We start from the raw sequence: 25,906 nt of genomic DNA, 5'->3' as shown, positions 1-25,906 counted from the left end.
GATATTCGCAAATCAATGTATAAAATTGTGTTTTTTGACGTAGATGGTACTCTATTAAGTGAAATTGACAGAAGCCTGCCCTTAAGCACGAAAGAAGCAATCAGCGAATTGATGGAGAAGGGAATAAAAGTCGTAGTTGCAACAGGAAGACCATACAATCTGTGTGAAGAGTTTAAGGTGATGGGGATTGACACTATTATTTCTGCGAATGGAGCTTTGATCAAATGTGATGAGGAAGTCATCTATAAATCAGTACTTTCGATAGAAATGGTCCAAGATATTTCTTCTTTTGCTGAACAAAACGGTCACGGTATGTCCTATTTCACCGAACGATTTACTATGAATGGGATTGGCTTTGATGATGAGCGGATCATGGGGGCACTTCAAGAGACATTGAGTATTAAGCAATATCCGGAAAAAATAGTTTCTCTGTCTGAAGAAGTATACTGCATATGCTTGTATGCGGATGTTAATGAAATTCAAAAATTTGAGATCCAATTCCCCCAGCTCAGGTTTGAGCGATTTCATGGTTATGTTACGAATGTTCTCGAAGAAGTCGAAGTATCCAAATCAGCTGCAATCAAAAGAGTGTTAGACTATCTGAACATTCCTAAAGAGGAAGCCATCGCTTTTGGTGACGGCGGAAATGATATCGACATGCTGGAGTATGTAGGCTTGGGCATTGCGATGGGAAACGGTAATGAACTACTTAAGCAAAAGGCAGATTTCGTTACGAAAAGGGCAAGCGAAGGCGGCATTTCCTATGCTTTAAGAAAATTTGGCGTTATTTCGTAACTGGCCTACGCTGGTCTCAGTTTTATCAATTTATTGCTAAAATTAGGCTAATGGTTTATTATAGACATCTTAGGTCCATAATTAAGGTGATTATAGGAAAGGAAGAAGGAAAATGCAATTCTCGAAAAGTACAGATTACGCTTTGCACGCATTAGTGCATTTGGGTAACTCGAGCAGTCTGAGCAATATTGGAATCAAGGAATTGTCATCAACCATTGGTGTTTCCGAAAGTTATTTATCTAAAATCATGTCTAAGTTACGGCAAAATGGAATTGTACGTGCTGTTCCTGGGGTCAATGGTGGATATGAACTAGCACGTCCGGCGGAGCAGATCTCTTTCCTTGATGTGGTTCAAGTGATTGAAGGGAGTCAGCAGCTGTTTGAATGTTCCCATTCCAATTCTCGTTTGCATGAGTTGCTAACTCATGACGGAGATACACCCTTATGTCAGGAACATCCAGAGCATCATAGTATTTGTTTGATTGAAAAGGTGATGGACGGGGCAGAGCAACATCTATATCAGTACTTAAGGGAACATACAATTGGGTCCATAGTGGATGAGGCAGCAAAACGCTGTAATCATAAAGGAAATAAAGAGTAAGTATTTTTTTATTCTAATTATGGATATCTGATATCTATAATTAGACGGTAAATAGTAAAGACATCATAATGTGAAGATACAATATAATACAGGGAATAAAGAGGAGTAACTATGAACGATTTTATGAACGATTTTTTTAATGAGGCTACATGGGAAAAAGCATGGAATGAGCATGGTGAGAACGCTCAGAAAAAAATGAAAAGCGCTGGAGTTCAGCCCTCCAATGCTTTTGATCATAAAGCAAAGATGTTTAATGAGCAGTCATTTAATGAAGCAGGGAAAAAGAGAACTTCACGAATCATGAACTGGCTTGAAGGGCAAGGGGTACAATTTAGTAATGCGTCTGTACTGGATATCGGCGCTGCCTCGGGAGTATTTTCGGTACCATTCGCAGAAAGGGGAGCACATGTAACTGCAGTAGAGTCTTCTCTGCCCCTGGTGGAACTTTTGAAAGAAAATGTCGCTGCACTAGGCGGAAATGAAGTAACCATTGTACCTGAACCATTCGAAAATATCGACGTGATTGCAAGCGGATGGGAAGATGCTTTCGATCTTGTGTTTGCCTCGATGTGTCCGGTCATTCTAGATTGGCAAAGTGTTGAAAAGCTGCTTCTCTGTGCCCGTGAGTATTGTTATATCAGTATGCCGGCGGGACCCATCGAGATTAGTCTGATCAATGAAATATGGCCGCTGATTACGGACCAACCTTTCAAAAAGAAACACATGGAAATGGGATATCTGCTTCATCTCCTGTACCTCAAAGGTTACTCCTATGAGTCGCTTATATCGAAGGAAACCAAAACAACAGAAGTCTCAAAAGAAGATGCGTTAAAGGAAGTACTGCATTGGTTAAAGAATCATGATTTGCCTACGGATGATCAAATCCAGAAGATAGTTACAGACTATTTGGATGAAGCCTATCCATCTGGTAAAGTCGTTGTTAAGCAAAGTGGGCGCTATGGCAAGGTACTCGTTCGTTTACAGGCTGAAGAGATGTATACGAAATGATGCCTGAGCGAAAACGTTAAGCGGAAAGGATTACTTTTGGGGAGGTTATAAAGAATGGCAAACCAAGAGCATGAAGAAGAGTTAACTGGGGGAAATGTCTCTAAAGTGTATCGAGTAGCTGATACGGTACGGCGAGAACTTCATTCAGATAGCCATAGAATTCATAAACTGTTACAGCATCTAGAGGATAAAGGATTTCATTATGCCCCAAAGTTTTTAGGAATCGATGAAAAAGGAAGAGAGATATTATCGTTCATCGAGGGGGAAGCTGGTAATTACCCCATAAAAGAGTATATGTGGTCTGATGAAACATTAACTGATATAGCGAAAATGCTTCGTCTTTACCATGATTCTGTTAAGGATTTTCCGTTTGATCCTAGCTGGGAAGCAATTGATCATACTCCGGGGCCTTTTGAGGTCATCTGTCATAATGATTTCGCCATATACAATATTATTTTTGATAAAGAAACGCCAGTAGGTATTATTGATTATGATGTTGCTGCGCCAGGTCCGAGACTTTGGGATATCGCTTACACGCTGTACACCTGTGTTCCCTTAAGCAGATTCCATCTATCTGAAACGGGGGAACAAATTCTTTATGATCCAGTGAAGCATGCAGATCGAATAAAACAAAGGATCTCTTTGTTTCTTGAGTCTTACGGTACAGAAATAAAAAGTGATGTTCTGGATATGGTATTGCTGCGATTAGAAGGACTATGTAAGACGATAGCGAGAAGAGCGAAGCAAGGGGAAGTCGCATTTCAAAAAATGATAGATGAAGGACATCCTGAACATTATCAGAGTGATATTAGATTCATTCAGGAACATGGGAGAGGGTGGATGTGATTAGTTTATTGATACCCTTTTATATTTTCAATTTAGAAGTCGCCTTCATGGCGTCTTTTTTTATTTTACCCATACAAGCTCTGTCATTCTTACTTGAAATGTAGCACCAACCAATTATCCAGCGAATGAACCATTCCTGTAAACCCTGTTCCGGAGAGGATTCGTTCATCCTGTGGCTGATTGCACAATTGTTATCTAGTGTTCATCCCCTTAACATGTGAAACAGAGGAGCTTGCTCATTATTCACACCATCTTTAGCAAAAGGGGGTCCAAGATCATATGGCTGAGCTACCTATAACATCAAATCCACACCCCGGAGTTACAGTCAATAAACCGGTAAAAAGAAAGTACCTGCATAACATGAAGAAGCACTGGATGCTTTATGTCATGATCCTTCCCGGTATTTTGTTCTATATTATTTTCAAGTACGTTCCACTGGGAGGAAGCGTCATTGCTTTTCAGAACTTTCAGATTATGAAAGGCATTTGGGACAGCCCGTGGGTGGGCCTGGACAATTTTAAATTTATTTTTACGTACCAAGATTTCTATCATGTACTCCGTAATACCGCTCTAATTGCTCTTTACAAGCTCGTGTTAGGATTCCCTGCTCCCATTCTGCTGGCGCTTTTGTTTAATGAAGTGAGAAAGATGTTGGCTAAACGCTTTTTGCAGAGTCTGTTTTATCTGCCCCATTTCCTTTCCTGGGTAGTCGTTGGAGGGATCGTTTTTGAAGTGCTGGCCTCGGGTGGATTTGTAAACGCTGTCCGTGGATGGTTTGGATTTGAGACGATTTTATATATGCAGCAAGAGCAATATTTCCGGTCTATAGTTGTCATATCCTCTATCTGGAAAGAGGTGGGCTGGGGAACGATCATATACCTCGCTGCAGTTAGCGGCATTGATCCTACTCAATATGAAGCAGCTGTTATGGACGGAGCCAATCGTTGGAAACAGACGATTTATATTACACTACCCGCTTTATTCCCGACGATCCTTACCCTGTTCCTGCTGAATATTGGGAATTTCTTAGAACTAGGCTTCGATCAGATATATAACCTGCTGACACCGATGACTTATTCGGTAGGAGATATTATTGAGACCTATGTTTACCGCTCGGGTGTACTGCAGGGACAATATAGTGTAACGACAGCAATCGGCCTGTTTCAGTCTGTCATTGGTTTTATTCTGCTCTGGATCTTCAATCGCCTGGCTAGAAAAAGCGGAGAGGGGTTGTGGTAATGAAGCAGAGCATTGGAGAAAAGTGTTTTCAAGTAGCGAACTATATCTTCCTAACAGCTGCTGCCTTTACAATGATCATGCCGCTTCTTCATTTGCTGGCGGTTTCCCTAAGTTCTCCGTTAGCTGCAGATTCTAAGGAAGTTTTCCTGTGGCCGGTCCACTTTACTCTCGCTTCCTGGAAACATGTTTTGCAAAGTTCCGGCTTATGGCAATCGTTTGGTGTAACCGTATTCATCACAGTCGCGGGTACTGCACTTAGTATGCTATTTTCAGTGCTGACTGCTTTTCCGCTATCCCGGCGGGAATTTCTGATCCGAAAGCAAGTCATGCTGGGGATCGTCATTACGATGATATTTAATGCACCGCTGATTCCTTTCTTTTTAACGGTAAGAGAGCTGGGAATGATGAATTCTCTATGGGCCTTGATCATTCCGGGTGTCATCGGCACATTTAATATGGTTATTCTGCGAACTTTCTTTATGAGTTTGCCTAAGGAGCTGGATGACACTGCCCGAATTGACGGCTGTCATGATTTTCGAATACTGTTCCAAATTTATTTGCCACTATCCAAGCCGGTGCTGGCCACGGTCAGTTTGTTCTATGCCGTAGGCTACTGGAACACATTCCAGAGGGCGGTTCTTTTCCTCAGAGATCCCGGATTGTGGCCGCTTCAGATGAAGCTGCGAGCTTACTTAACCAGCCCAGAGGAATTGGCTCAGGTGAATATGTTTCTAGGCGATTATGACTTTAACACAACTACGTTAAAAGCAGCGACGATTCTTTTTGCAAGCGTTCCCATCATTTTGGTGTATCCTTATTTGCAGAAATATTTTGTAAAAGGTTCACTGCTTGGATCGCTGAAAGAATAATAAAAAATCAGGGGGATGATTTCATTGAAAAGACGACTGACCCAAAAGATTGTACTGCTTTCGCTTAGTTTTGCTTTGCTGCTTATGGCTGGCTGTAGTTCAAGCACTCCGAATGCAGGAAGTAGTGAAGGTGCAAAGGGGGAAGGGAATTCCGGGGCTGCAAAAGTTAAGGTATTCAAGAGCCATACGGGTATCGGAACTATGCCCACTCCGGATGATCCGCATGTGAAATACGTCGCAGAAAAAACGGGAGTGCAGTATGAACTAATTACTACACCGCCTGGTTCGGAACCATCTGAATATTTAAACCTGATGATCGCATCGGATGATTTGCCGGATATCCTGCGTCCGATCGGAGGCGTTGAACAAACGCTGATCCAGCAGGGCGGAGCGCTGCCTTTGGATGAACTGTTACCTGAATATGCACCGAACGTTTGGAAGAGTATTCCCCAGGAAGCATGGGATATTGTCCGTTCAGCTTCCCCTGACGGCAAAATCTATTATGTGCCTAAAGTGTTTTTAGTGCCGGAACGTGCTCCCCTGATCCGAAAAGATTGGCTGGATAAGGTAGGTCTGGAGATGCCAAAGACTGGCGATGAATATGTTGAAATGCTCAAAGTATTCCGAGACAAGGACCCGAATGGAAATGGCAAAGCGGATGAGTTGCCGACAAGCGGCAGGGAATTTGGAAGATGGATGGATCACCTTTTTGCGATGTACGGGGTGGCCATGTGGGAAGGGTATCCTGAATGGGATATATATGATGGAAAGATCCAGTACGCAGGAACCACGGACAATATGCGAGACGCTATCAAGTTTATCCGTATGCTTTATGAAGAAAAGCTGCTTGATAATGAAACATTCCTAAACAAAGGCGAAGTTTGGCAGGCTAAAATTAACAATAACCTCGTAGGCAGTTGGTACCATTTGCCGGCGAGTATACGTGATCGGTACAATGCGATGCTTACTCAGGCTCCGGATGCTTACGTTGCGGCGATGCCGCTGCCCAAAGTCGAGGGCTATGAAGCTTTCGTAACCCAGAAGAGCATGGGTGAACCAGAGTGGATGATTCCAACTACCAAACAGGAGAATGCCCCAAATGCTCTAAAGTTGCTAGATTTCTTCTATAATTCCGAGAATGAAGAATTTGTCCGTTTCGGTCTTGAAGGAGAACAGCATGAAGTCAAGGATGGACGTAAAGTCATTATCCCTCACGCCGACAATAAACCTCTAGCACTTGGGATGAAAAATTTAACCACTGTAGACGACATGAATAAGCGGATTGAAGAAACATATCCAGATGACCAACAGCAAATGGTCAAAGACATGTTTATCGTCAGCACTGCTGATGCTAGACAAATTGCCGGCGATGGTCTACCCGCTTCCGTATATGAAGGATATCCTGATTTACAGTCACACAAGCTGTTTCAGGAGGTGTTGACGAAGATTGTCATCGGTGATCTTCCGCTGGAGGCTTATGATGATTACGTGAAAAAATGGAATAGCGCCGGAGGCGAAGTAGTAACTCAGCGTGTACAGGAATGGTATGAGAAGGTGAAAAAATGAGGAAAAGATATGCCATATGCGGTGTCAGCGGCAGAGCTTTGGGACAATTCGCTAAACCGATCCATGAACTGTTCTCCCATAATTCGGAGGTAGTCGCACTGCTAGATACGGATCCGGCACGATTTGAAGCCTATCGTTCCCGATTCCCGCACCATACGGACATTGCTGTTTATGGAGCATCTGATTTCGGGGCGATGATTGATGATACGAAGCCCGACTGTATCATCGTCGCTGGCAGGGATGATACCCATGTCCACTATATAATATCTGCACTGGAGCGGGATATTGACGTGATCACCGAGAAACCGATGGCTACTACAGGAGCTGATGCCAGACGCATTCTGGAAGCGGAAGCGGTGAGCCGGGGGAAAGTAATCGTAACTTTTAACTACCGCTATATGCCGATTCATATGCGGATCAAGGAGATGATTCAGGAGGGTAAGGTTGGCCGCGTCACCTCCATAGATCTTAATTGGTATATCGATACTCATCACGGCTCCAGCTACTTTAAACGATGGAACCGTGAACGGGCCTTCTCGGGCGGTCTGTCTGTCCATAAAAGCACCCATCACTTTGATTTGGTCCAGTGGTGGATTAACCAAAAACCAGTGGAGGTATTTGCCTACGGAGCACTGAACTACTACGGTGCCGAAGGAGAATGGAATCCGGCACAGGAGGATGGAAGACACTGCCGTACGTGCAGTGTCTCGAAAGACTGCGCTTATTATTCTCGTTGGACACCGCGCAGCCGCCAGATCCGGGTGCCGGACGATCATTTGAACCTTCTCAACGCAGACCAGAAGGATTTCCCCTACACGTCATACCGTCCGGATCAATGTATTTTTGATTCATCGATCGCAATTGAGGATACCTACACGGCAACCGTGAAATATAACGGAGGAGCTTTGATGAGCTATTCAGTCAATTTTTCTCTTCCTTATGAAGGCTACAGGCTGGCGATAAACGGCACAAAGGGCAGATTGGAAACACTGGAATATCATATGCCCGCTCGCACGCCTTTCCCCACACCGGTTCAGACCATCGATTACTTTCCGCTGTTTGGGTCGAAGGAGACAATCCATGTTGTACACCGTGAAGGTGGTCATGGCGGGGGAGACCCGCTACTGCTTGAAGATATTTTTCTGGGTGAAGACCAGAACCGGCCCTACCAAATTCTTTCGGGTGCCACGGACGGGGCTTATTCCGTCGCCGCAGGAGAAGCGGTATGGCGTTCTGTGGAAGAACATCGGCCTATTGCTATAGATGAAGTGCTTGGCGGTAGGAGAAGTACAGTGCAAGCACAAAAAATGAGGGAGGAGTGAACATGGGTAGACAAGGATATTTTGATCCGGAAGAGAGCATTGCTTATCAGAGCGGTGAGGACATAATGCATGCCCTGATGACGATTGCTTCAAGATATATTGGCGCTAATCCTCCACATCCTCCGGTCTATCGGGTATCCAGGCCAGGGCCTGTGCGCAAAAGTGATGATCATCGCTACCGCTTCCCGATCGGAGAAATGTACTCTGACATGCGTGAGGGGCAAAAGGTGTACGCCTGGGCAAAGCTTTGGAGTGACAATGAGCAGGAGTTCATCTTTCATGTGACCTGCTTTGGTCCGATTAGGGTATATCATAATGGACTTGTTGCTTACGGCTCTTCCTCTGATGAAGAATATCCTGCGGTACCCTTGCTGAAGCTGAAACGCAGGCTTAATAAAGGATGGAATTATTTCGTTCTTGAATTCAGCCGTGGGAAACAAGGGAGCGGAGGGATATTTGGAACTGGCTCTAAGAAAAATAAACCCCTTCACTTCATTATCCCTTCTCTCGAGCGGGAGGGAGAGGAAGGCTGGTTATACACCGAACCGCTTGATGTTCCGTTGTTCCAAATTCCTGCGGGTCCCTTAAGCGAGAAGGCTACGGGGGTGAAATGGCTGCCCGAGGAGGAAAACCATGTAAATGGATCGCCCTACGGACAGCTCGCACGGATCTATGGTCTGACAAGCGGAAGGTTTGCTTACGCGTGGACGAAGATTAGCGGTGCGTACTACGGGCAGAGGACTGTAGTGTTGTCCGGTGAAGCTTTTAGCCCAGTAGAGTTTTCTATTGATGGAAAGGAAGTGTTCCGAAAGGAGCGGGCGGGAACCTTCCGCTTCGAGCTGCAATTGTCTCCTGCCGGCCATCATCTGACAGTGAAGTGTCTATGCGGAGAAAATGATTGGGGTTTCCTTCTCGACACGGTTTCACTAGAGCTATTGACTCCTGCGCATGATGTAAAAGGCTACAACGGTAAATGGTTGTACTTAGGCCCTTTTCAGGTCGGTCAGGTAATCGATCTAGCTTCGATACAGACTATGAAGCAGACGGTCCCTAGTGCAACAGGCGAAGAGGTTTACTGGAGGACAGAGCTCAAAGGTGGAGAGGTGCGCCCGTTCTTGGAAAATGAATGGTATGGAAGGTGGAATTATCCGCTTGGAGTCACCTTGTATGGTCTGCTTCAGCTTGGTAAAGCAGGTCACCGGCAGGATATTCGCGATTACGTGCTGAACCATATTGAATTTGCCTCCTCTCGTTTCAGTTACTCCATATGGGATAGAGCACGTTATGGCGCTGCAGGACTCAATAACCAGCTCTCACATATCGACAGTCTTGATGACTGCGGATCATTCGGAGCCACCATGTTACTAGCCGAACAGGAGTGTAAACTGGAGGGTACCGCCGAAACTGCAGCACATATCGCAGACTACATTTTGCATCGGCAGGACCGGCTGAATGATAATACTTTATACCGCAAGGTGGGTGTCTCAAAAACGATGGACAATACCATGTGGTGTGATGATCTGTACATGAGCATCCCGTTTCTGTGCAGATACGCTCACTGGTCGGGTGATGAAGAAGTACTGGATGAAGCGGCAAGTCAGGTGCTTTTATATAAAAAATATCTCTATATTCCTGAACTTCAAATTATGTCTCACGTATTTGATGTAGAGCGAGGCGAACCTACCCGTACTCCGTGGGGAAGAGGTAATGGATGGGTGATTTTTTCTTTGTCTGAGCTTCTTACTGTGCTGCCAAAAGAACACGCTTCCTTCAATGTGCTCCTTCAGTTCTACAGAGAATTATGCGAAGGGTATTTGGGACTGCAGGGTCGAAACGGATTATGGCATCAGGTGCTGACTGACCCCGAGTCATATGAAGAAACTTCATGTACCTCAATGTTCATTTACTCTTTCGCCCGCGGGGTGCGTCAAGGCTGGCTAGCGGACCAGGAAACTTATATACAAGCTACGCTGCATGGCTGGAACGGACTTATCCGTCGTTCCATTGATAAACAGGGAAATGTGTATGGTGTATGCCGGGGCTCCAGTTACTCCTTCTCTAACCAATATTACAAGCACGAACTGAGCTGGAATCTAAACGATACGCATGGGATCGGTATTGTATTATTGGCAGGGCTAGAGGTTATGTCCATGCAGAGCTCGGAGAGAAACATTCCGGCTGAGGAAGCGGTGGGTTGTTGTGGGCAATCTAGGAAGGGGAGCCCATAAGGTTACAAAATAGTCTGGAGAACGGGTCGTATTCAGCAAGCACTATCTGTATAATATTGGTAAATTGCTGATAAGGTGGGAGATGGATGTGACCCGTTCCTTTTTGAAGTGGCTGAAATTCAATTTCACCAATAGCCAGACCCGGCTGCTGCTGATTCTGACCATCATTGTATTTATGATTATTATCGCGGTAGGAATGACAACGTATTATTCAGCCAAATCAGTATTGCAGCAAGAGCTAAGCGAACCTCAGCACCAGATGTTGCTTATCAGTATGAATGACATTGATGAAGTGATCCAGGAAAGTGACAAGATCGCGGTGAAAATTGCACTGAACAGCAACGTGTATAAATTTCTAACGAATGAAGAACAAGGATCTTATCGAAATATCACAGAACTGGTGCAGTTTCTCGGTACTATAATTAGTAGCACTTCCTATATTAAGAGCGCTTACATTTATGATATGGAACGGGACAGTATCGTTGCTTTTCCACAAGGTTATAGCTCAAATAAATTGAATTTCTTAGATTCGGGTTGGGTGGGGGTGGCTGCTGAGCTTGAAGACCGGCCTATGCTGGTTAAACAACGGGAGATCGCGGCAGCAGGTTCAGGGAAATCCGTATCTCACATTACACTTTACCGAAAGATTATGCTAGCTGGTCAGCCAAAGGGCATTATTGCAATCAATTTCAAAACAGAGCAGATGTTCAGACATATGCTGCTCTCTTCCGTCTCGGACCTTGACAGCCACCGTTTCATTCTAGATAACAACAACAATCCGCTGTATGATCTCGGTAATTATGCTGTTGGAGAGGATGCGGTAGCTCAGGTGCTCACTCAACTGGAGGGTGAAAAGCTTGGTGAGTTCAACCACGAAGGTAAGCTATTGCTAGCTACACAGACCATTTCACCTTACACGGGATGGCGGTACCTGTCGGTGATATCACAAGAAAGTCTGCTGGCTAATGCTCAGAAAATCCGTGATATCGTCTTTGTGGTATCTTTGCTGGCTCTTGGGGCAGGGACAGTCGCAATCTCTTTCTACAATACAGCTGCCTTCAGGCCAGTACGCCGGATGAGACAACTGCTCAGTGGCTATGACCGAGAGTGGATTAATCTCGAACTGATTGATCTGGAGAAAATAACGGGCCAGCTGCTTACAGATCATGCGCAGCAGGCCATTAATCTCCGGCAGACCCTGCCGGAAGCCTCCTCTAAATTTTTGATGGATATTTATACAGGAAATATGACAGGGAACCGCGAAATCGGCGAGAAGTGGAGTCGTTACTTCAAGGATTGGAATGATGAGCCACTGGCGGTCGCCATATTGTCCATTGATGATTATCAAGCCTGGTGCGAAAAATTCAAGAAGTCGGATCATTCTCTATTGAAATTTGCTATTGCTAATATCATCGCCGAGCTGCTGTCCGGGCAGTGGCGTGTGCTGTCGGCAGATCTGGGTAGAGACCGGATGCTTGTTATGCTTCAGCCGCTCGATCTGAGTAGGGCCTCCCTTGCAGCACTTGCCATCGGGGAAGCACTTAGCGGAATTCCCCATCTACTCAAGTTCCAGGTCTCAGCCGGTGTTAGTGAATATCATGAAGGGTTCATGCGGCTTCACCAAGCGATGCTTGAAGCGGAAATCGCACTTGACTACAGATTGTATCTTGGATATGAACGCGTGATTCCATATGAAGAGATTTCCAGTAATCCACTGCCAGAGAGTACTGCCGAAGAACATGAAGTCATGGTCAAGCTGACTGAAACTATCGAAGCAGGCAACGGTGATGAGGCACTGAAAGTGCTCAATCATATGTTCATCCGTATTAGGGACGAGAAGTGGCACCCATCCTCGGTACAGACGTTTATGGAGTCTGTAGTCATGACGCTAGAGCGTATCCGTCTAAACCGAGAGACAAATGGCTGCGGAATAGAAATGTCGGGTTTGCGTACGATGCATCTGGAGGCTGTCTGGTATTTGCTGAAAAAGCAAGTGGAAACACTAGCGGAATGGTTCGGCAGCCAACAGCTTAGAAAGGATTTCGTACTATGTCAACAGATGATTGCCTTTATGAACAACCATTTGGAAGACTCTGTTGGCATTCAGGAGATTGCCGAGCATGCCGGCATTAGTACCAGTCTAGCAAGTCAGCTATTCAAACAGGAAATGAATGATACCATTCATGGATATTTCACTAAACTACGAATGGAACAGGCCTGCAAACTGCTGCTAGATACGGATTACAGGATTTCTGAAATCGCTTCCATGGTGGGGTATCAGCATGAGAACAGCTTTATACGTGTGTACCGTAAATATAAAGACGTTACACCCGGCAAATACAGGGAGATGATGCGTAGTCGCAGAGATTCACTATCAGAATCCGAGCTTCCCTATGACCGTCTAATGTAAAGGAGGGAAAGTTATTCATGGATCGTAAATCAATCGTCACCAGGAACCATCCGGTATTGACGCAGCTTGAGCCAAAATCACCCTTATCCGTTGGCAATGGAGAATTTGCATTCAGCGCTGACTTTACGGGTCTACAGAGTTTTCCGGATATATATGAAATACCGCTTGGTACACAGTCCAATTGGGGCTGGCATTATACAGGCGGCCATGAGGTCTATGGAGATCAGGATATCGTCTATCAGGCATTTGAAACTTACGGGCGACAGGTGCTGTATCCCATGAAACCGGAAGACAAGGAAGATGCTTACCACTGGCTGCGCCAAAATCCACATCGTCTTCAGCTTGGGCGAATATCGTTTCGACTGCTGCGGGAAGACGGGGAAGAAGCAACTGCTATCGATGTGGTTCCCGTACGACAGGAATTGAACCTCTGGACTGGTATCCTGCACAGTATATTCACCATACAGGGAACCGAGGTGCGGGTGGAGACAGCCTGTGACCCGGAACAAGATTGCATTGCCATTCGTGTACACTCCGAATTAATCCGCGAGGGACGTCTGCAACTTTTCCTTGTATTCCCTTCACCTGATATGATTCACCGAAATTGGTCTAAATCTGTATTTCCTGACTGGACCCAGGACAGCAGACACCATACAGAACTGACCACGGTTAACTCGGACGCAGCTTCTATTAAACGTGTGCTGGATGAAGATGAATATGCAGTGAAATGGATCTGGGATGCGGGTCGTCTTAAGCAGACAGGTCCCCATGAATTCACGTTAATACCGGAAGCTGTCCAAGACTCTGAAAGTTGGTCCTGCAGTGTAGCGTTTGCTGCACAGGAACCGGAGCCCCAGCCAGCGGATGTAGTTCTGGGTAAAAGCGAAATTTACTGGGAGAGATTTTGGAACAGCGGGGGAGCATTAGACCTGTCCGGAAGTAGAGATCCCCGAGCTGCTGAGCTCGAGCGGAGGGTAGTACTTTCCCAATTCCTATGCGCTGTACACAGTGGAGGGTCCATGCCTCCGCAGGAGACCGGGTATATGTACAACAGCTGGTTCGGAAAAATACATTTGGAGATGCACTGGTGGCATGCAGCGCATTTTCCGCTCTGGAACCGTACCGAAGTGCTGCGCAGCAGTATGGACTGGTACCTAACCATCCTGCCAGAAGCTCGTGAACTGGCCCGTTCTCAAGGCTATGCTGGAGCGCGCTGGCCTAAAATGGTTGGCCATGATGGACGGCAAACCCCGTCACCGGTAGCTCCAGGCTTGATCTGGCAACAGCCGCATCCAATGGCATTGGCCGAAATGTGCTATTTAGCAGGGCATGAGCGATCTGTGTTGGAACATTATAGAGATATTGTATTTGAAGCGGCTGATTTTATGGTGTCCTATGCCCATTGGGATATTGAAAGAAAAGCCTATGTGTTAGGTCCGCCGCTGATCCCCGCGCAGGAGAATCATACGATGAGTGACAGCTTGAATCCGCCATATGAACTGGAGTACTGGAAATACGGGCTTGAGATTGCTGTTCGGTGGGCAGAACGACTGGATCATCCAGCGAATCCGGCCTGGGCGAGGGTAGCATCACAAATGGCAAGACCTCGTCAGGAGAATGGAGTCTATCTGGCTCACGAAAATTGCCCAGAGACGTTTACCGTTAAGAACCATGATCATCCCTCGATGCTTGGAGCGTATGGACTGCTGCCAGGATCGCTTATTGATAAAGAGATCATGAGAAATACACTGCTTAAGGTCAAAGATTGCTGGGACTGGGAATCCGCCTGGGGGTGGGACTTTCCTATGTGTGCCATGACAGCGGCTAGACTGGATGAGCCAGAGATGGCGGTGGATTTTTTGCTGATGGACGCTACGAAAAACACGTATTTGCCAAATGGTCACAACTATCAAAGACCTGGTCTATGGGCGTATTTACCGGGGAACGGCGGTCTTCTGACAGCAGTAGCTATGATGGCAGCTGGTTGGGCTGGCGAAGAGGAGCGAGATAATCCAGGATTTCCGCAGGACGGAAGCTGGTCGGTGGAGTGGGAAGGGCTTAAGCCCCTGCTCTGATTAATAAGCCACTCAACTTGGAAAGGAGCAATTCAACATGGCGAAAGGGACTATAACCCCTGCAGAATGGAAGATTTATCATGACCGGATCACTGGTCTGCCCGTCCGGCAATTGACGGATTATAAGGCGCATAGCCACCATTTGTATTTTACCGAAAACGGCTGGTATGACGAATGGAGACGGATGTTGTTTTTCTCGGACCGTGGTAACTCGACGAATCTGTTCTCGATTCAAATGGACAATGGCGAAATCACGCAGCTTACAGATTATAAGAACAATGACCAGCTCGAGGCTTGTCTTCATCCAGAAGGCACTCATGCATATCTTAGACGCGGAAAGGCTGTTATTTCTCTAGACCTGAACTCACTTGAGGAGCAACTGTTGTATGAATGCCCTGAAGCTTACAACATAGGCAATCTCAGTTGCGCAGCAGACGGTCTGTCCATTCTGACTTGTATTCAAGAAGACCTGTCTGACAGACTAGATTTAGATCTTGGCAACGGATATGTCGGTCATCGGGAGCTGATGGAGGCCGCACCTTCTAGCATCATAATTTCCATTGATCTGGTCTCAGGCCTGACGAAAGAGGTATACCAGTCCAATTGCTTTATTACACATGTGAATGCATCGCCTACTATGCCATGGTTAATGACCTTCTGTCATGAAGGTCCCTGGCATCTCGTGGATCACCGGATCTGGGGCCTGAACCTTAAGACGGGTACAGTTTGGAAAATTCGTGAACGGTTTGCTCCGGGAGAAATGGTGGGGCATGAATTCTTTTTCCCAGAAGGGAATCGGATAGGTTATCATGGCTTTCGTCCTGACGGAACTAATTTCTTCGGAGCCATCAATTACGATAATTCAGATCTGGAAGAAACCGAGTTTCATTTTGATACCTGGCACGCCCATGCAGACGGATTATCTCAGGCAGTGGCTGACGGTAAGGGAAAGGTAAAAACCCTGAATCTTTGGCGTAGGATGGCGGATGGACAATTTGATGTTCCTCGGGTTCTGTGTGAGCTGCGCTGCAGCTTTCATTCGCAAAAAGTGCATGCTCATCCCCGGTTTACCGGCTCGGGGGAGCAAATGGTTTTTACAAGTGACCGAACGGGGTACGCCAATGTCTATCTCATTGATCTTCCGCAAGATACTTCCACGCTGCCTATGGTTGAAAGCTCAAAATAATTCTTTATACGGTTTTGCTTAGTAAAAGGAGGGATTTTGCATGGCCCAAACTTTGGCAGAGGTAACTTCACAGATGCGCAGAATGTCCGTCAAAATTGCAGATACTCTGCTCTCTGAATGTAAGGATGGTGATCATCCGAAGCTTGCGGGTAAGTGGGGGTACGTAGGCGGGATGACGCTGATGGCTTTAGAACGTGCAGCCCAGTGGAACAAAAATCCGATATACGCTGAGCTTGTTCACCGTCACATGGATGCTCTGATAGAGAGCGATGGTACCATTCGGACCTACCGGTTGGAGGATTACAATTTGGATATGATTAATGAAGGGAAAAACCTCTTTACCCAGTGGAAACGATCCGGCGAAGAAAAATACTATCAAGCGATTCTGCAGCTGGTCGCTCAGCTGAAAGGACAACCGCGTACGAGTGAAGGTGGGTTCTGGCATAAGAAAATATATCCGTTCCAAATGTGGCTGGACGGAATTTATATGTCCTCGCCGTTTCTGGCGGAATACGCTAGCACCTTCGACCATCAGGATGGTTTCGATGAAGCGGCTCGGCAGATTCTGCTGATTGAAAGAAAGACTCGCGATCCCCGGACCGGTCTGCTGTGTCATGCCTGGGATGAGAGTAGGGAACAGCGATGGTGCGACAAGGACACTGGCCGATCTTTTCATGTTTGGGGCCGCGCCATGGGTTGGTATGCGATGGCGGTTGTCGATGCACTAGAGCATTTTCCGATCGATCATCCGCAGCGCGGTCAGATCATGGGAATCTTTGAGCGGATGGCTCAAGCGATCGCTCATGCCCAAGATCAGGAGAGCGGGTTGTGGTACCAAGTAATGGATCAGAACGGCAGAGAAGGCAACTACTTGGAGGCGTCTGCTTCCTGCATGTTGACCTACGCGCTTGCTAAAGGCCAACGGCTGAATTATTTGGCAGAACTGGACTCTAAAGTCGTAGAAAATGCATATGCAGGTATTTTGAAGCAATTCGTCACAGAGGACGAAAAAGGTGTTCACCTGCACCGTATTTGTCATGGTGCTGGGCTAGGCGGCAAGAAATACCGCGACGGTTCATATGCCTATTACATCAGCGAACAAATCGTAAGCGATGTCCAAATGGGTGTCGCTCCTTTCCTGCTAGCCAGCATTGAAATGGAGAAGATGGCAGGAATCGAAGAATGAAGGAAAAGAACGGACAATCAGACATAAGACCGGATAGAAACAGGCTGCGGTTAAGATACCCGGCTTCTTGGTGGCAGGGGATGTGGCGTGAGGCACTTCCATCCGGTAACGGCAAGATTGGCGCCTCTGTCCAAGGCGGCATACAGGAAGAAACGGTCCTATTGCAGCACAGTGAATTATGGCATTGGGGGCAGAAGGATGAGCTGCCTGATGTTAGTTATACATTGCCCGAGACCCGGCTAATGATGCAGGAGGAACGATTTTTAGAGGCAAGCTGGCATCTGACCCGAACTCTGCAGGAAAAGGGATATGCATCCAAGCTTTCTTCCCGTTTTCCGCTGGCGGCATTGACGGTGTCAATGCAGAGTGACAGCGCTTTTCGTAAATACCGAAGGGAACTGGATATGGACACCGGTGAGGTACATGTCCGCTGGGAGGAGAAAAAACGGTGCTATTCAAGAAGCCTATTCGTCTCTCGTGCAGATGATTGTGTCGTCTATGAGCTGGAAGGGCGGGAACTGAAAGAGGCAGATACGGACCAGGAAACTGGAATATCAGCTATAAGCAAGCCATTGCTTACAGGGACAATAGCTCTACAGTTCCATCTAGGTGACCGTGTGCGGGAAGATGAGGAGTTTATGGCACTAAAATCGTCAATAACAGTCCAAGTGGATGACGATTACCTATTTTATGGCGGACAAAATGATGACGGACAAGATTTCGGTGCAGTACTGCGCCTGATCAGAGTGGATGAAGAGCCAGTTCAGGAAGGAATACCTGCTGACAGGAACTCAAGCTCCTTAGGAAACATAGATACAAATTTAGATGATGCTCAGAGAGGTAAACAAGAGAAATTCAGGAATAGCGGGAAGCTCCATTTCCAATCGTCAGGCAAGCTGCTTATTCTTGTCAAAATGTTTAGCTCAGGAAAGCGGGAACAGGAATGGGCACGACTAAAACAGAAACTGGCGTTGTTTGGCACAAGTTACGGTGAGTTGTTGGCAAAGCATACGGAGCTGCATCAGCACCTTTTTCGCTCGGCTGAGCTTGATCTTGATGATGCGGCTGATGACAGTCTTAGTAATGAAGAGCTGCTCATGGGAGCCTATGAAGGTGAGGCTCCTATGGGGCTAGTTCGTAAATTATGGGCTTACGGTCGGTATTTGTTTATCAGCGGAACCTCGGAACATAGTAAATCACCTTTTGGACTATATGGCTTATGGGGTGGGGATTACCGGCTGATCTGGGGGCATAACATGGCCAATGAGAATGTCCAGATGATGTACTGGCACACTGCGGTTGGAGGGTTGTCTCACCTGAATCTGTCCTTGTTCCGATATTACAATAGTTTGATGGACGATTTCCGAAATAACGCAACGAAGCTCTATGGCTGCAGAGGCATATATATTCCCGCTGGAACCACACCCGGCATGGGTGTGCCAAATCAGATTGTCCCCGTTATCATGAACTGGACCGGGGCGGCCGGCTGGCTCGCACGGCATTATTATGAGCATTACCGATACACAGCCGATATGGAGTTTCTACTTAACGATGCTCTGCCCTTTATGAGGGAAGCACTTCGATTCTATGAAGATTTTTTGGTGCTGGGTGCAGACGGGCAATATATCATATATCCTTCTGTCTCCCCAGAGAACACGCCTGAAAACTTTATGCCACAGGATGGGCAGCAGCTCGCTCACCCTATGCCTACTGCAATCAATGCCACAATGGATATTGCTATTATTAAGGAATTATTACAGAATGTCATTGAAGCCAGCCGAAACGCAGGTATACATTCCGGCGAGATTCCGCATTGGGAAAGAATGCTGGAACGTTTGCCCTCCTATATTGTTAATAAGGAGGGGGCAGTGAAAGAATGGCTGCATCCCGCATTTGAAGATCGGCAAAATCATCGTCATCTTTCGCATCTATATCCTGTTTTTCCAGGACAGGAAGTCTATCGGGAAGAGCAGCCAGAACTGTTCGAGGCCTTTGAGAAGGCGGTGCATCAGCGAAAACTTGGAGCACAAAGCGGCTGGTCACTTGCACATATGTCTTCCATATATGCTAGGCTTGGCGATGGAGCGCGTGCCTTGGAATGTCTGGATATACTCGCACGCTCCTGTCTGTTGAATAACGGTTTTACCCTTCATAACGACTGGCGCAATATGGGGGTGTGCATGTCCATGCCCGCAGCACCCGTTCAGCTGGATGCTAATCTAGGGTGGGTTAATGCGGTGCAGGAGATGTTGCTCTATGTATCGCCGCAATGGATCAAGCTGTTACCAGCATTGCCAGCACGGTGGATCAGGGGTTCTATTCATGGCTGGTGTATACCGGGAGGCAACCTATCACTTACATGGGACCAGGCAGCAGGATCATTTCGAGCAGAACTAATCGCTAGTCGCCAAATCACCACAAAGCTTCAGCTGCCTGACTGGATTACTGCTTGTAAGGTGCATAGTAGGAATGGCACCGTCTTGCGAGCTACTATGGCTGGCAATTATGAGATTAATCTTAGATCAGGAGAAAAACTGGTTTTTGAGCAGATTGCTCCCGAAACATAACCGATTGATAACGATATAACGTAATATATCAAATGACAAAGCACCGTGAATGAAACAGATAGGACTTAAGAAGATAAGTAGAGGATTGTTATAAAGGAGAGAGGAATTTCTATGAAATTCTTCCGTTTCATAAACAGCCCTTATTCTATTTGAATAAGGGCGTTCGTATTTATCGTACATTTACTCGATAAAGGCTTCTTCAGGTTTTAAAAGAGTCGTCATATTTGTGTGAAATAGCTGATAGGCTCGCCAAGCTGTCCCACTTTCGAGAAGTGATTTGCTTAAATATATTTCCTCTTCAATAGAACTTGCATGTTCCGCTACAAACAGCCTTACTCTGGCGTAAAAAGTACTTGGTTTGTGAATGGCATTAAGCCATTACCTTGAAGAACATCTAATCTAACTTTCGCCTGTTTGGCTGGAGTCCATTCCACTTCAGGTACATAAGAATCAATTCCATTCATTTCAGGGTCCAGAACCTGAAGAGCAGCTTCTCCTTGATCAATAATTCGATCTTCTTTTAAATAATGAAGCATGCTCATACGGATCCCCCCTAAGAAACTTACGCTTTCAGCATTTGATGTGCTTTTACGATAGAAATGGCGACATCAACAATTCGCAATCGTTCATTCATTGCTTTTTTGCGAAGTAAATCATAAGCTTCAGATTCACTGATTTTGTTAATATCACTAAGTATCCCTTTCGCCATATCAATCCATTTCCGATCCTCAATTCGAGTAAGCAACTGTTTGCGTTCACTAGCCCATTCCTGTCTCTCAAAATAACGTTTTTCACTAAAGTGGAGTGCCCAATCCAGTTCATATTCTTTCATGGAAGGAGTCAGAACACCATCGATAGTTACCTCAATTTCACAAGAAGTAATAGAGGACTCCGCTGCGTCTGGACTGCACCACCACAGGATGGGAAGGGACTTGATTTGGTTGAGTTTCTCCGTCCACAGCCTAATTTCATAAACCGGCAAGTGAAGGATGACGGCGTCTGCCTTGGGAAGAAATGTGTGGATTTCGGCTTCATTACTCACAACATGAACAAGATATCCGCTTTCTGTAAGCGGCTTTTCTGGACTTAGATGCTCATGTGACATCTCCACATCTTGGTCATTAATTTCTACAATTAACAAAGAACGCATGGAGCATCGGCACCCCCTGAAGTCCAAATATCGGAATTTTCAAGTCCATTAGATCTTTCTGTTTATTTTCGCTTGTTTTTTCCCAGAAATCAACATAAATTTGTTAGATAACCTCACTTGAAATTATATTAAGGAATGAATATAGGTGTGAAGAAGATTATTGCGTCATGTATATTGACATAAGATTGAAACCGATTTATAGTGATAACATCAATTTCATAAACGTCCACGAATACAATGGCGTATTCGTCTAGGTATGGCAACGAAGCCTGTCCTCGCTTAATAGTTAGGGAACAAATATGTTCTCCTATAGCGTGGCAGGCTTTTTTTTATTAATTAGAGATTTAGAAAGGGTGTGGCGATTATATGAATGGTCGTAATAAGCTTGTGCTTATAGGAAACGGAATGGCCGGAATACGTACCTTAGAACATTTGCTTAAGCTTGCACCAGATAAATACGAAATTACGGTGTTCGGAGAAGAACCTCATCCCAATTACAATCGGATCATGTTATCTTCGGTACTTGCTGGTGGCACTTCGGTAAATGACATTATTCTGAATGACTATGCTTGGTATGAAGAAAATCATATTCGTCTTTATACGGGTGATCCAGTAAGGGAAATAAATACGTTGAAGAAAACAGTCACATCCTCTTCTGGAATCAAAGAGTCCTATGATCAGTTGATCTTTGCAACTGGATCGAATGCGTTTATTCTCCCTTTACCAGGTGCGAATAAAGAAGGAGTCATCGGTTTCAGGAATATAAAGGACTGCGAAATGATGCTCGAATCGTCTCAGAAATATAAAAAAGCTGCGGTGATTGGCGGTGGACTTTTAGGCCTTGAGGCAGCGCGAGGACTTCTGAGTCTTGGTATGGAAGTTACCGTTATTCATAACAGTGAGTATTTAATGAATCGGCAGCTTGATGAACCTGCATCAAAGATGCTTCGTCAAGAACTAGAACAGCAAGGAATGAAATTTCTGGTTAACAAAAATACAGCAGCGTTGACGGGAAGGAAACGTGTAAATGGGATCAGGTTTAGTGAAGGGGAGCGAATGGACACGGATCTTGTTGTCATGGCTGTAGGAATATTACCGAATATATTACTAGCAAAGGAATCAGGGCTGATAACAAAACGGGGGATTCTCGTAAATGACAATATGGAGACGAGCATAAGAGATGTATATGCCGTTGGAGAATGTGCTGAGCATAGGGGGATAACTTATGGTCTAGTCGCTCCGCTCTATGAGCAAGGCAGTGTTCTTGCTAAGCATTTATCCGGAGTAGAGCATCAAGGATATCATGGTTCAGTAACCTCGACCAAACTGAAGGTTTCGGGTGTGGATGTATTTTCAGCAGGGGATTATTTGGATTCAGAAGATACACGGTCGATAAGATATCAGGATGAAGTGGAAGGTGTATATAAAAAAATAGTCATTCGCGGAGATCGGCTGGTCGGAGCTGTGCTTTTCGGCAATACCAATGACGGTCCATCTTTATTCTCGATCATTCGAAGCGCTGAATCGGTCACAGGACGGGAAAAAGAGCTTTTGCTTGGTATGAAGACGGATGGCTCTTCCGGAGGCGCAAAAATACTCGAGATGAGTGAGGATGAAATTGTCTGCGGATGTAATGGTGTGACAAAAAAGATGATTGTAGATGCGGTTGGGCAAGGTTGTCACAGTGTAGCGGAAGTGAAAAACTGCACCAAAGCTTCAGGGTCTTGCGGAGGTTGTAAACCGATTGTGGAGCAGCTAATTACTGCCTATGCAGGAGAAGAAGCTGCGATAAAATCGAAAGAAGGTATCTGTTCATGTACCTCACTTGACCGAGAGGAAATCATTACTGGCATAAAGGAAATGGGTCTTAAGACGGTGAGGGAAGTTATGTATGTGATGGGATGGAATGAGCCTGAAGGCTGCACAAAATGCAGGCCTGCTCTTAACTACTATCTTGGTATGCTCTGGCCAGGAGAATACGTGGATGAGAAGGAATCAAGATTTACGAACGAACGTTATCACGCCAACATCCAGAAGGACGGCACTTTCTCTGTAGTACCGCGTATTTACGGCGGGGTAACCTCACCAAGTGAACTCAAGAAAATTGCGGAAGTAGCAGAGAAGTATGATGTACCCATGGTAAAGTTTACAGGTGGGCAACGTCTGGATTTACTAGGTGTGAAGAAGGAAGATTTGCCAAGCATGTGGGAAGATCTTGCTATGCCATCTGGGCATGCCTATGGTAAAACACTCCGTACAGTAAAAACTTGTGTAGGTTCTACTTTCTGCAGATTTGGAACACAGGATGCCATTGCTTTAGGGATACGACTTGAAAAAGCATTTGAAAGACTGAATGCTCCTCATAAAGTAAAAATGGCAGTATCAGGCTGCCCAAGAAACTGTGCGGAGTCCATTATCAAGGATTTTGGCGTAGTAGCCATTGATGGGGCTTGGGAACTTTATGTTGGAGGTAACGGGGGGATTAAGGTACGGGCAGGAGAGCTGCTCTGTACGGTGAAGACGGAAGATGAAGTGATAGAATGGGCAGGCGCCTTTATTCAATATTACCGAGAACAAGCGAGCTGGAGTGAGCGAACCTCTCACTGGCTGGACCGTGTAGGCATTGTTTCTATTAAGGAAGCTCTTGCAGATTCAGTATTTAGATCAGAGCTTGTCGCTCGACTGAGAAAGACGCTTGAGCATACGGTAGATCCATGGAAGGAGATCGCGGAAAACAAGAAACTCAGGAAAAATTTTGAGCCATTGAATCGATTTGAGTTAACGCATGAATAAGGAGGGGATTACATGAGTCAGAGATATTCGGTAGCCCATGAGTCCGACATCGATACGCTGGGAACAAGGGTTGTGACGATTGAAAATACAGAAGTTGCCTTATTTAGACTCAGCGATGGAACCATCAAAGCGTTGGAGAATCGCTGTCCACATAAGGGTGGTAGATTGTCGGAGGGCATGGTATGCGGAAATATGGTGCATTGTCCCCTCCACGATTGGAAAATCCATTTAACCAGCGGGAAGGTTCAAGCTCCTGACGAAGGGGAAGTCTCCGCTTATCTCGTGGAAGTTGATCCTCCGAGTGGTATTGTATATGTAACGATATGATGAATAATAGTGGAGCAGACATTTATCAGATAAGATGAAGCGGATGATGGACTTGAATATATATTGAAGATGGACCTAAATATATATTTATAGAAGAAATTCGTCAAGGCAAGTAGAAAGTTTTGTAGAAATTCATCCAGAAACTGCACGGCATTATAGGATAGAGGAGCAGTAATGGGTGAATATATCATCACGTCATGGACAATTCCAGGTAAGATGCCGTTTTAATGACCAAATTCGAAAGGATACCTTGTTCGTACCGATGCATTGGGGTGGTGTGCAGAATGTAAACCAGGCCACTCGAGAAGAGCTAGATCTTTTTTCAGAAATGCCTGGGTTTAAGACGACTGCAGTAAGGATTGAGCGGGTTACTTGATATATTTTTTATGTTCTACTAGCACGCCGATATTATCAGTATGAGCATGCAGACAAAATGCCAAATGATGCGAAAGCAACTAGCATTTCTGATAAAAGTCCTTTGGGTATCCTACTCCCATTGGTATTTTTAAGATGAAAAAAAAGCAACCGTCTGTTGGATTATTCCCAGAGTCGGTTGCTTTTCGTTGTATTCATTACAGAGTTTTCGATATCCGTAAATATAATTTTATCAATCTATCGGGAACTTTTGTATGTGCTTAATGATAATTTCAGATACCTCTGGTTCATTAAACTGTGTTAGCCAGTGACCGGCATTAAGTTCATGGAAATCATAATAACCTTTCATATAGGTGTGACTTTTCTCTACTCCTGCACGCGCAAGAGCCAAATCTTCGTTTCCCCAAATGAAAGCGGTCGGAGTTTCAATATCTCCATATGGAATCTGTTCTTGAACCTGCATGATGCCGCGATACCAATTGATAACAGCAGTTCTGGCCTCAGGTTGCGAGAAAATCCGCATATAGTCTTCCTGCGTTTCTTGATCAAAGCCATCCCATAAATGTCGTAAAACGGCATAATCATTAGCAGCTATTAAGGATTCTGGAACATTCGGCTCCATAAATTTATTTACATAGGCACCTTTTTGTTTCTGCACCGGATCATTTTCCAGCGCCCAGTTGTAAGCATCCCAATGAGGTACAGACAAAGCTGTCCACGTCTGTATCCGCTGAGGATATAGAGTGACAACATTCCAACCCACTGCTGCTCCTAAATCATGTCCAACCAGGTGGAATTTACCTGAACAACCCATTAAATCTGCAAATCCAATGACATCCGCTGAAAGTTTTTTCAATGAATAATTTTCATAGCCGTCTGGACGGGCACCGTCCGAATATCCTCTCTGATCAGGAGCTAAACAGCGATAGCCTTGCGAGGCCAATTTAGACATTGTTTTTTCCCATATAATCGAACTTTCTGGAAATCCGTGAAGGAAAATAATCAGTTCACCGTTTTGCTCTAACCCTGCCGTACGGCAGAGGTACTCCATACCATTCATTTTGAGTGTAGTTTTATTAACTGTAGTGTTCATAAGAATCTCCTTATAGCGTAATAAATTATTAGATATTATTAGAGTGGTAAATCTTGGTGTATACAACTCCTAGTAGAATAAACTACCCCTCTCGCTTGGATATGTCAAGTTATCCATATGTGCTTGAAGTCCCTTCCGTAATATGTAAACAACTTTCATAACGATTACCACCTTTCTACGGAGAATCGTTTCAGGAGGAAGGAATCTTTCAAAACTACGTACGGCGAAAGCCGACGGATCACTTTGCGATAGCAAAGTGAACATTTACTT

At 45.4% G+C, this 25,906-nt stretch carries 20 protein-coding genes; 17 read left to right on the top strand and 3 right to left on the bottom strand.

Going from position 1 to position 25,906, the window contains the following annotated elements:
- The first annotated feature begins 15 nt into the window (after window positions 1-15).
- From H9647_RS15925 to H9647_RS15860, 14 genes are all read left to right on the top strand, one after another.
- A complete protein-coding gene (locus tag H9647_RS15925) occupies window positions 16-795 on the top strand; it encodes a Cof-type HAD-IIB family hydrolase (protein ID WP_191801698.1) in 780 nt (259 codons plus the stop codon).
- 112 nt (window positions 796-907) lie between these two features.
- A complete protein-coding gene (locus H9647_RS15920) occupies window positions 908-1,396 on the top strand; it encodes an RrF2 family transcriptional regulator (protein WP_191801696.1) in 489 nt (162 codons plus the stop codon).
- Window positions 1,397-1,519: 123 nt separating this feature from the next.
- On the top strand, window positions 1,520-2,404 hold the full coding sequence (locus tag H9647_RS15915) for a class I SAM-dependent methyltransferase (RefSeq protein WP_191801835.1): 885 nt from the start codon (window positions 1,520-1,522) through the stop codon (window positions 2,402-2,404).
- Window positions 2,405-2,458: 54 nt separating this feature from the next.
- Window positions 2,459-3,250 (top strand): phosphotransferase, encoded by a 792-nt coding sequence (locus H9647_RS15910; RefSeq protein WP_191801694.1) that lies wholly within the window; start codon window positions 2,459-2,461, stop codon window positions 3,248-3,250.
- 279 nt (window positions 3,251-3,529) lie between these two features.
- Window positions 3,530-4,489 carry an ABC transporter permease gene (locus H9647_RS15905; protein ID WP_191801692.1) on the top strand — a complete coding sequence of 320 codons (960 nt, stop codon included), beginning with the start codon at window positions 3,530-3,532 and terminating at the stop codon, window positions 4,487-4,489.
- Complete coding sequence (locus tag H9647_RS15900; protein WP_191801690.1) at window positions 4,489-5,358, top strand: carbohydrate ABC transporter permease; 870 nt, start codon at window positions 4,489-4,491, stop codon at window positions 5,356-5,358. Before H9647_RS15905 ends, H9647_RS15900 begins: the two co-directional genes overlap by 1 nt.
- A gap of 84 nt (window positions 5,359-5,442) precedes the next feature.
- Window positions 5,443-6,924 (top strand): extracellular solute-binding protein, encoded by a 1,482-nt coding sequence (locus tag H9647_RS15895; protein WP_404822635.1) that lies wholly within the window; start codon window positions 5,443-5,445, stop codon window positions 6,922-6,924.
- Window positions 6,921-8,246: a Gfo/Idh/MocA family protein gene (locus H9647_RS15890; protein WP_191801686.1), complete on the top strand. Its 1,326-nt coding sequence runs from the start codon at window positions 6,921-6,923 to the stop codon at window positions 8,244-8,246. The genes H9647_RS15895 and H9647_RS15890 overlap by 4 nt, the downstream gene beginning before the upstream one ends.
- 2 nt (window positions 8,247-8,248) lie before the next feature.
- Window positions 8,249-10,474 (top strand): glycoside hydrolase family 88/105 protein, encoded by a 2,226-nt coding sequence (locus H9647_RS15885; protein ID WP_191801684.1) that lies wholly within the window; start codon window positions 8,249-8,251, stop codon window positions 10,472-10,474.
- 88 nt (window positions 10,475-10,562) lie between these two features.
- Window positions 10,563-12,884 (top strand): helix-turn-helix domain-containing protein, encoded by a 2,322-nt coding sequence (locus H9647_RS15880; RefSeq protein ID WP_191801682.1) that lies wholly within the window; start codon window positions 10,563-10,565, stop codon window positions 12,882-12,884.
- 17 nt (window positions 12,885-12,901) lie between these two features.
- Window positions 12,902-14,959 (top strand): glycoside hydrolase family 65, encoded by a 2,058-nt coding sequence (locus tag H9647_RS15875; RefSeq protein WP_191801680.1) that lies wholly within the window; start codon window positions 12,902-12,904, stop codon window positions 14,957-14,959.
- A 37-nt stretch (window positions 14,960-14,996) separates the two neighbouring features.
- On the top strand, window positions 14,997-16,145 hold the full coding sequence (locus tag H9647_RS15870) for an oligogalacturonate lyase family protein (protein WP_191801678.1): 1,149 nt from the start codon (window positions 14,997-14,999) through the stop codon (window positions 16,143-16,145).
- 40 nt (window positions 16,146-16,185) lie between these two features.
- Entirely contained in the window at window positions 16,186-17,331 is a 1,146-nt protein-coding gene (locus tag H9647_RS15865; protein ID WP_225229335.1) for a glycoside hydrolase family 88/105 protein, read from the top strand.
- Window positions 17,328-19,898 carry a glycosyl hydrolase family 95 catalytic domain-containing protein gene (locus tag H9647_RS15860; RefSeq protein ID WP_191801676.1) on the top strand — a complete coding sequence of 857 codons (2,571 nt, stop codon included), beginning with the start codon at window positions 17,328-17,330 and terminating at the stop codon, window positions 19,896-19,898. Before H9647_RS15865 ends, H9647_RS15860 begins: the two co-directional genes overlap by 4 nt.
- A gap of 332 nt (window positions 19,899-20,230) precedes the next feature.
- Here the strand turns inward: H9647_RS15860 and H9647_RS15855 are convergent, their stop codons facing one another.
- Window positions 20,231-20,440, bottom strand: coding sequence for a hypothetical protein (locus H9647_RS15855; protein WP_191801674.1), 210 nt, complete (start codon window positions 20,438-20,440; stop codon window positions 20,231-20,233).
- Window positions 20,441-20,460: 20 nt separating this feature from the next.
- Window positions 20,461-21,048, bottom strand: coding sequence for an ANTAR domain-containing response regulator (locus tag H9647_RS15850; RefSeq protein WP_191801672.1), 588 nt, complete (start codon window positions 21,046-21,048; stop codon window positions 20,461-20,463).
- A 366-nt stretch (window positions 21,049-21,414) separates the two neighbouring features.
- Between H9647_RS15850 and nirB the strand changes: the two genes are divergently transcribed.
- The 3 genes from nirB (at window position 21,415) to H9647_RS15835 (ending at window position 24,544) form a co-directional block, all read left to right on the top strand.
- Window positions 21,415-23,841, top strand: a complete 2,427-nt coding sequence (gene nirB, locus H9647_RS15845) for a nitrite reductase large subunit NirB (RefSeq protein ID WP_191801670.1) — start codon at window positions 21,415-21,417, stop codon at window positions 23,839-23,841.
- A gap of 12 nt (window positions 23,842-23,853) precedes the next feature.
- Complete coding sequence (nirD, locus tag H9647_RS15840) at window positions 23,854-24,168, top strand: nitrite reductase small subunit NirD (RefSeq protein WP_191801668.1); 315 nt, start codon at window positions 23,854-23,856, stop codon at window positions 24,166-24,168.
- 178 nt (window positions 24,169-24,346) lie between these two features.
- Window positions 24,347-24,544, top strand: coding sequence for a molybdopterin dinucleotide binding domain-containing protein (locus H9647_RS15835; RefSeq protein ID WP_318245326.1), 198 nt, complete (start codon window positions 24,347-24,349; stop codon window positions 24,542-24,544).
- A gap of 231 nt (window positions 24,545-24,775) precedes the next feature.
- Here the strand turns inward: H9647_RS15835 and H9647_RS15830 are convergent, their stop codons facing one another.
- On the bottom strand, window positions 24,776-25,636 hold the full coding sequence (locus H9647_RS15830) for an alpha/beta fold hydrolase (RefSeq protein ID WP_191801665.1): 861 nt from the start codon (window positions 25,634-25,636) through the stop codon (window positions 24,776-24,778).
- Between the last annotated feature and the right edge of the window lie 270 nt (window positions 25,637-25,906).

This window comes from Paenibacillus gallinarum, assembly GCF_014836635.1.
In the GTDB taxonomy this organism is placed as follows: domain Bacteria; phylum Bacillota; class Bacilli; order Paenibacillales; family Paenibacillaceae; genus Paenibacillus; species Paenibacillus gallinarum.
This window is presented reverse-complemented; position numbering and strand designations above follow the sequence as displayed.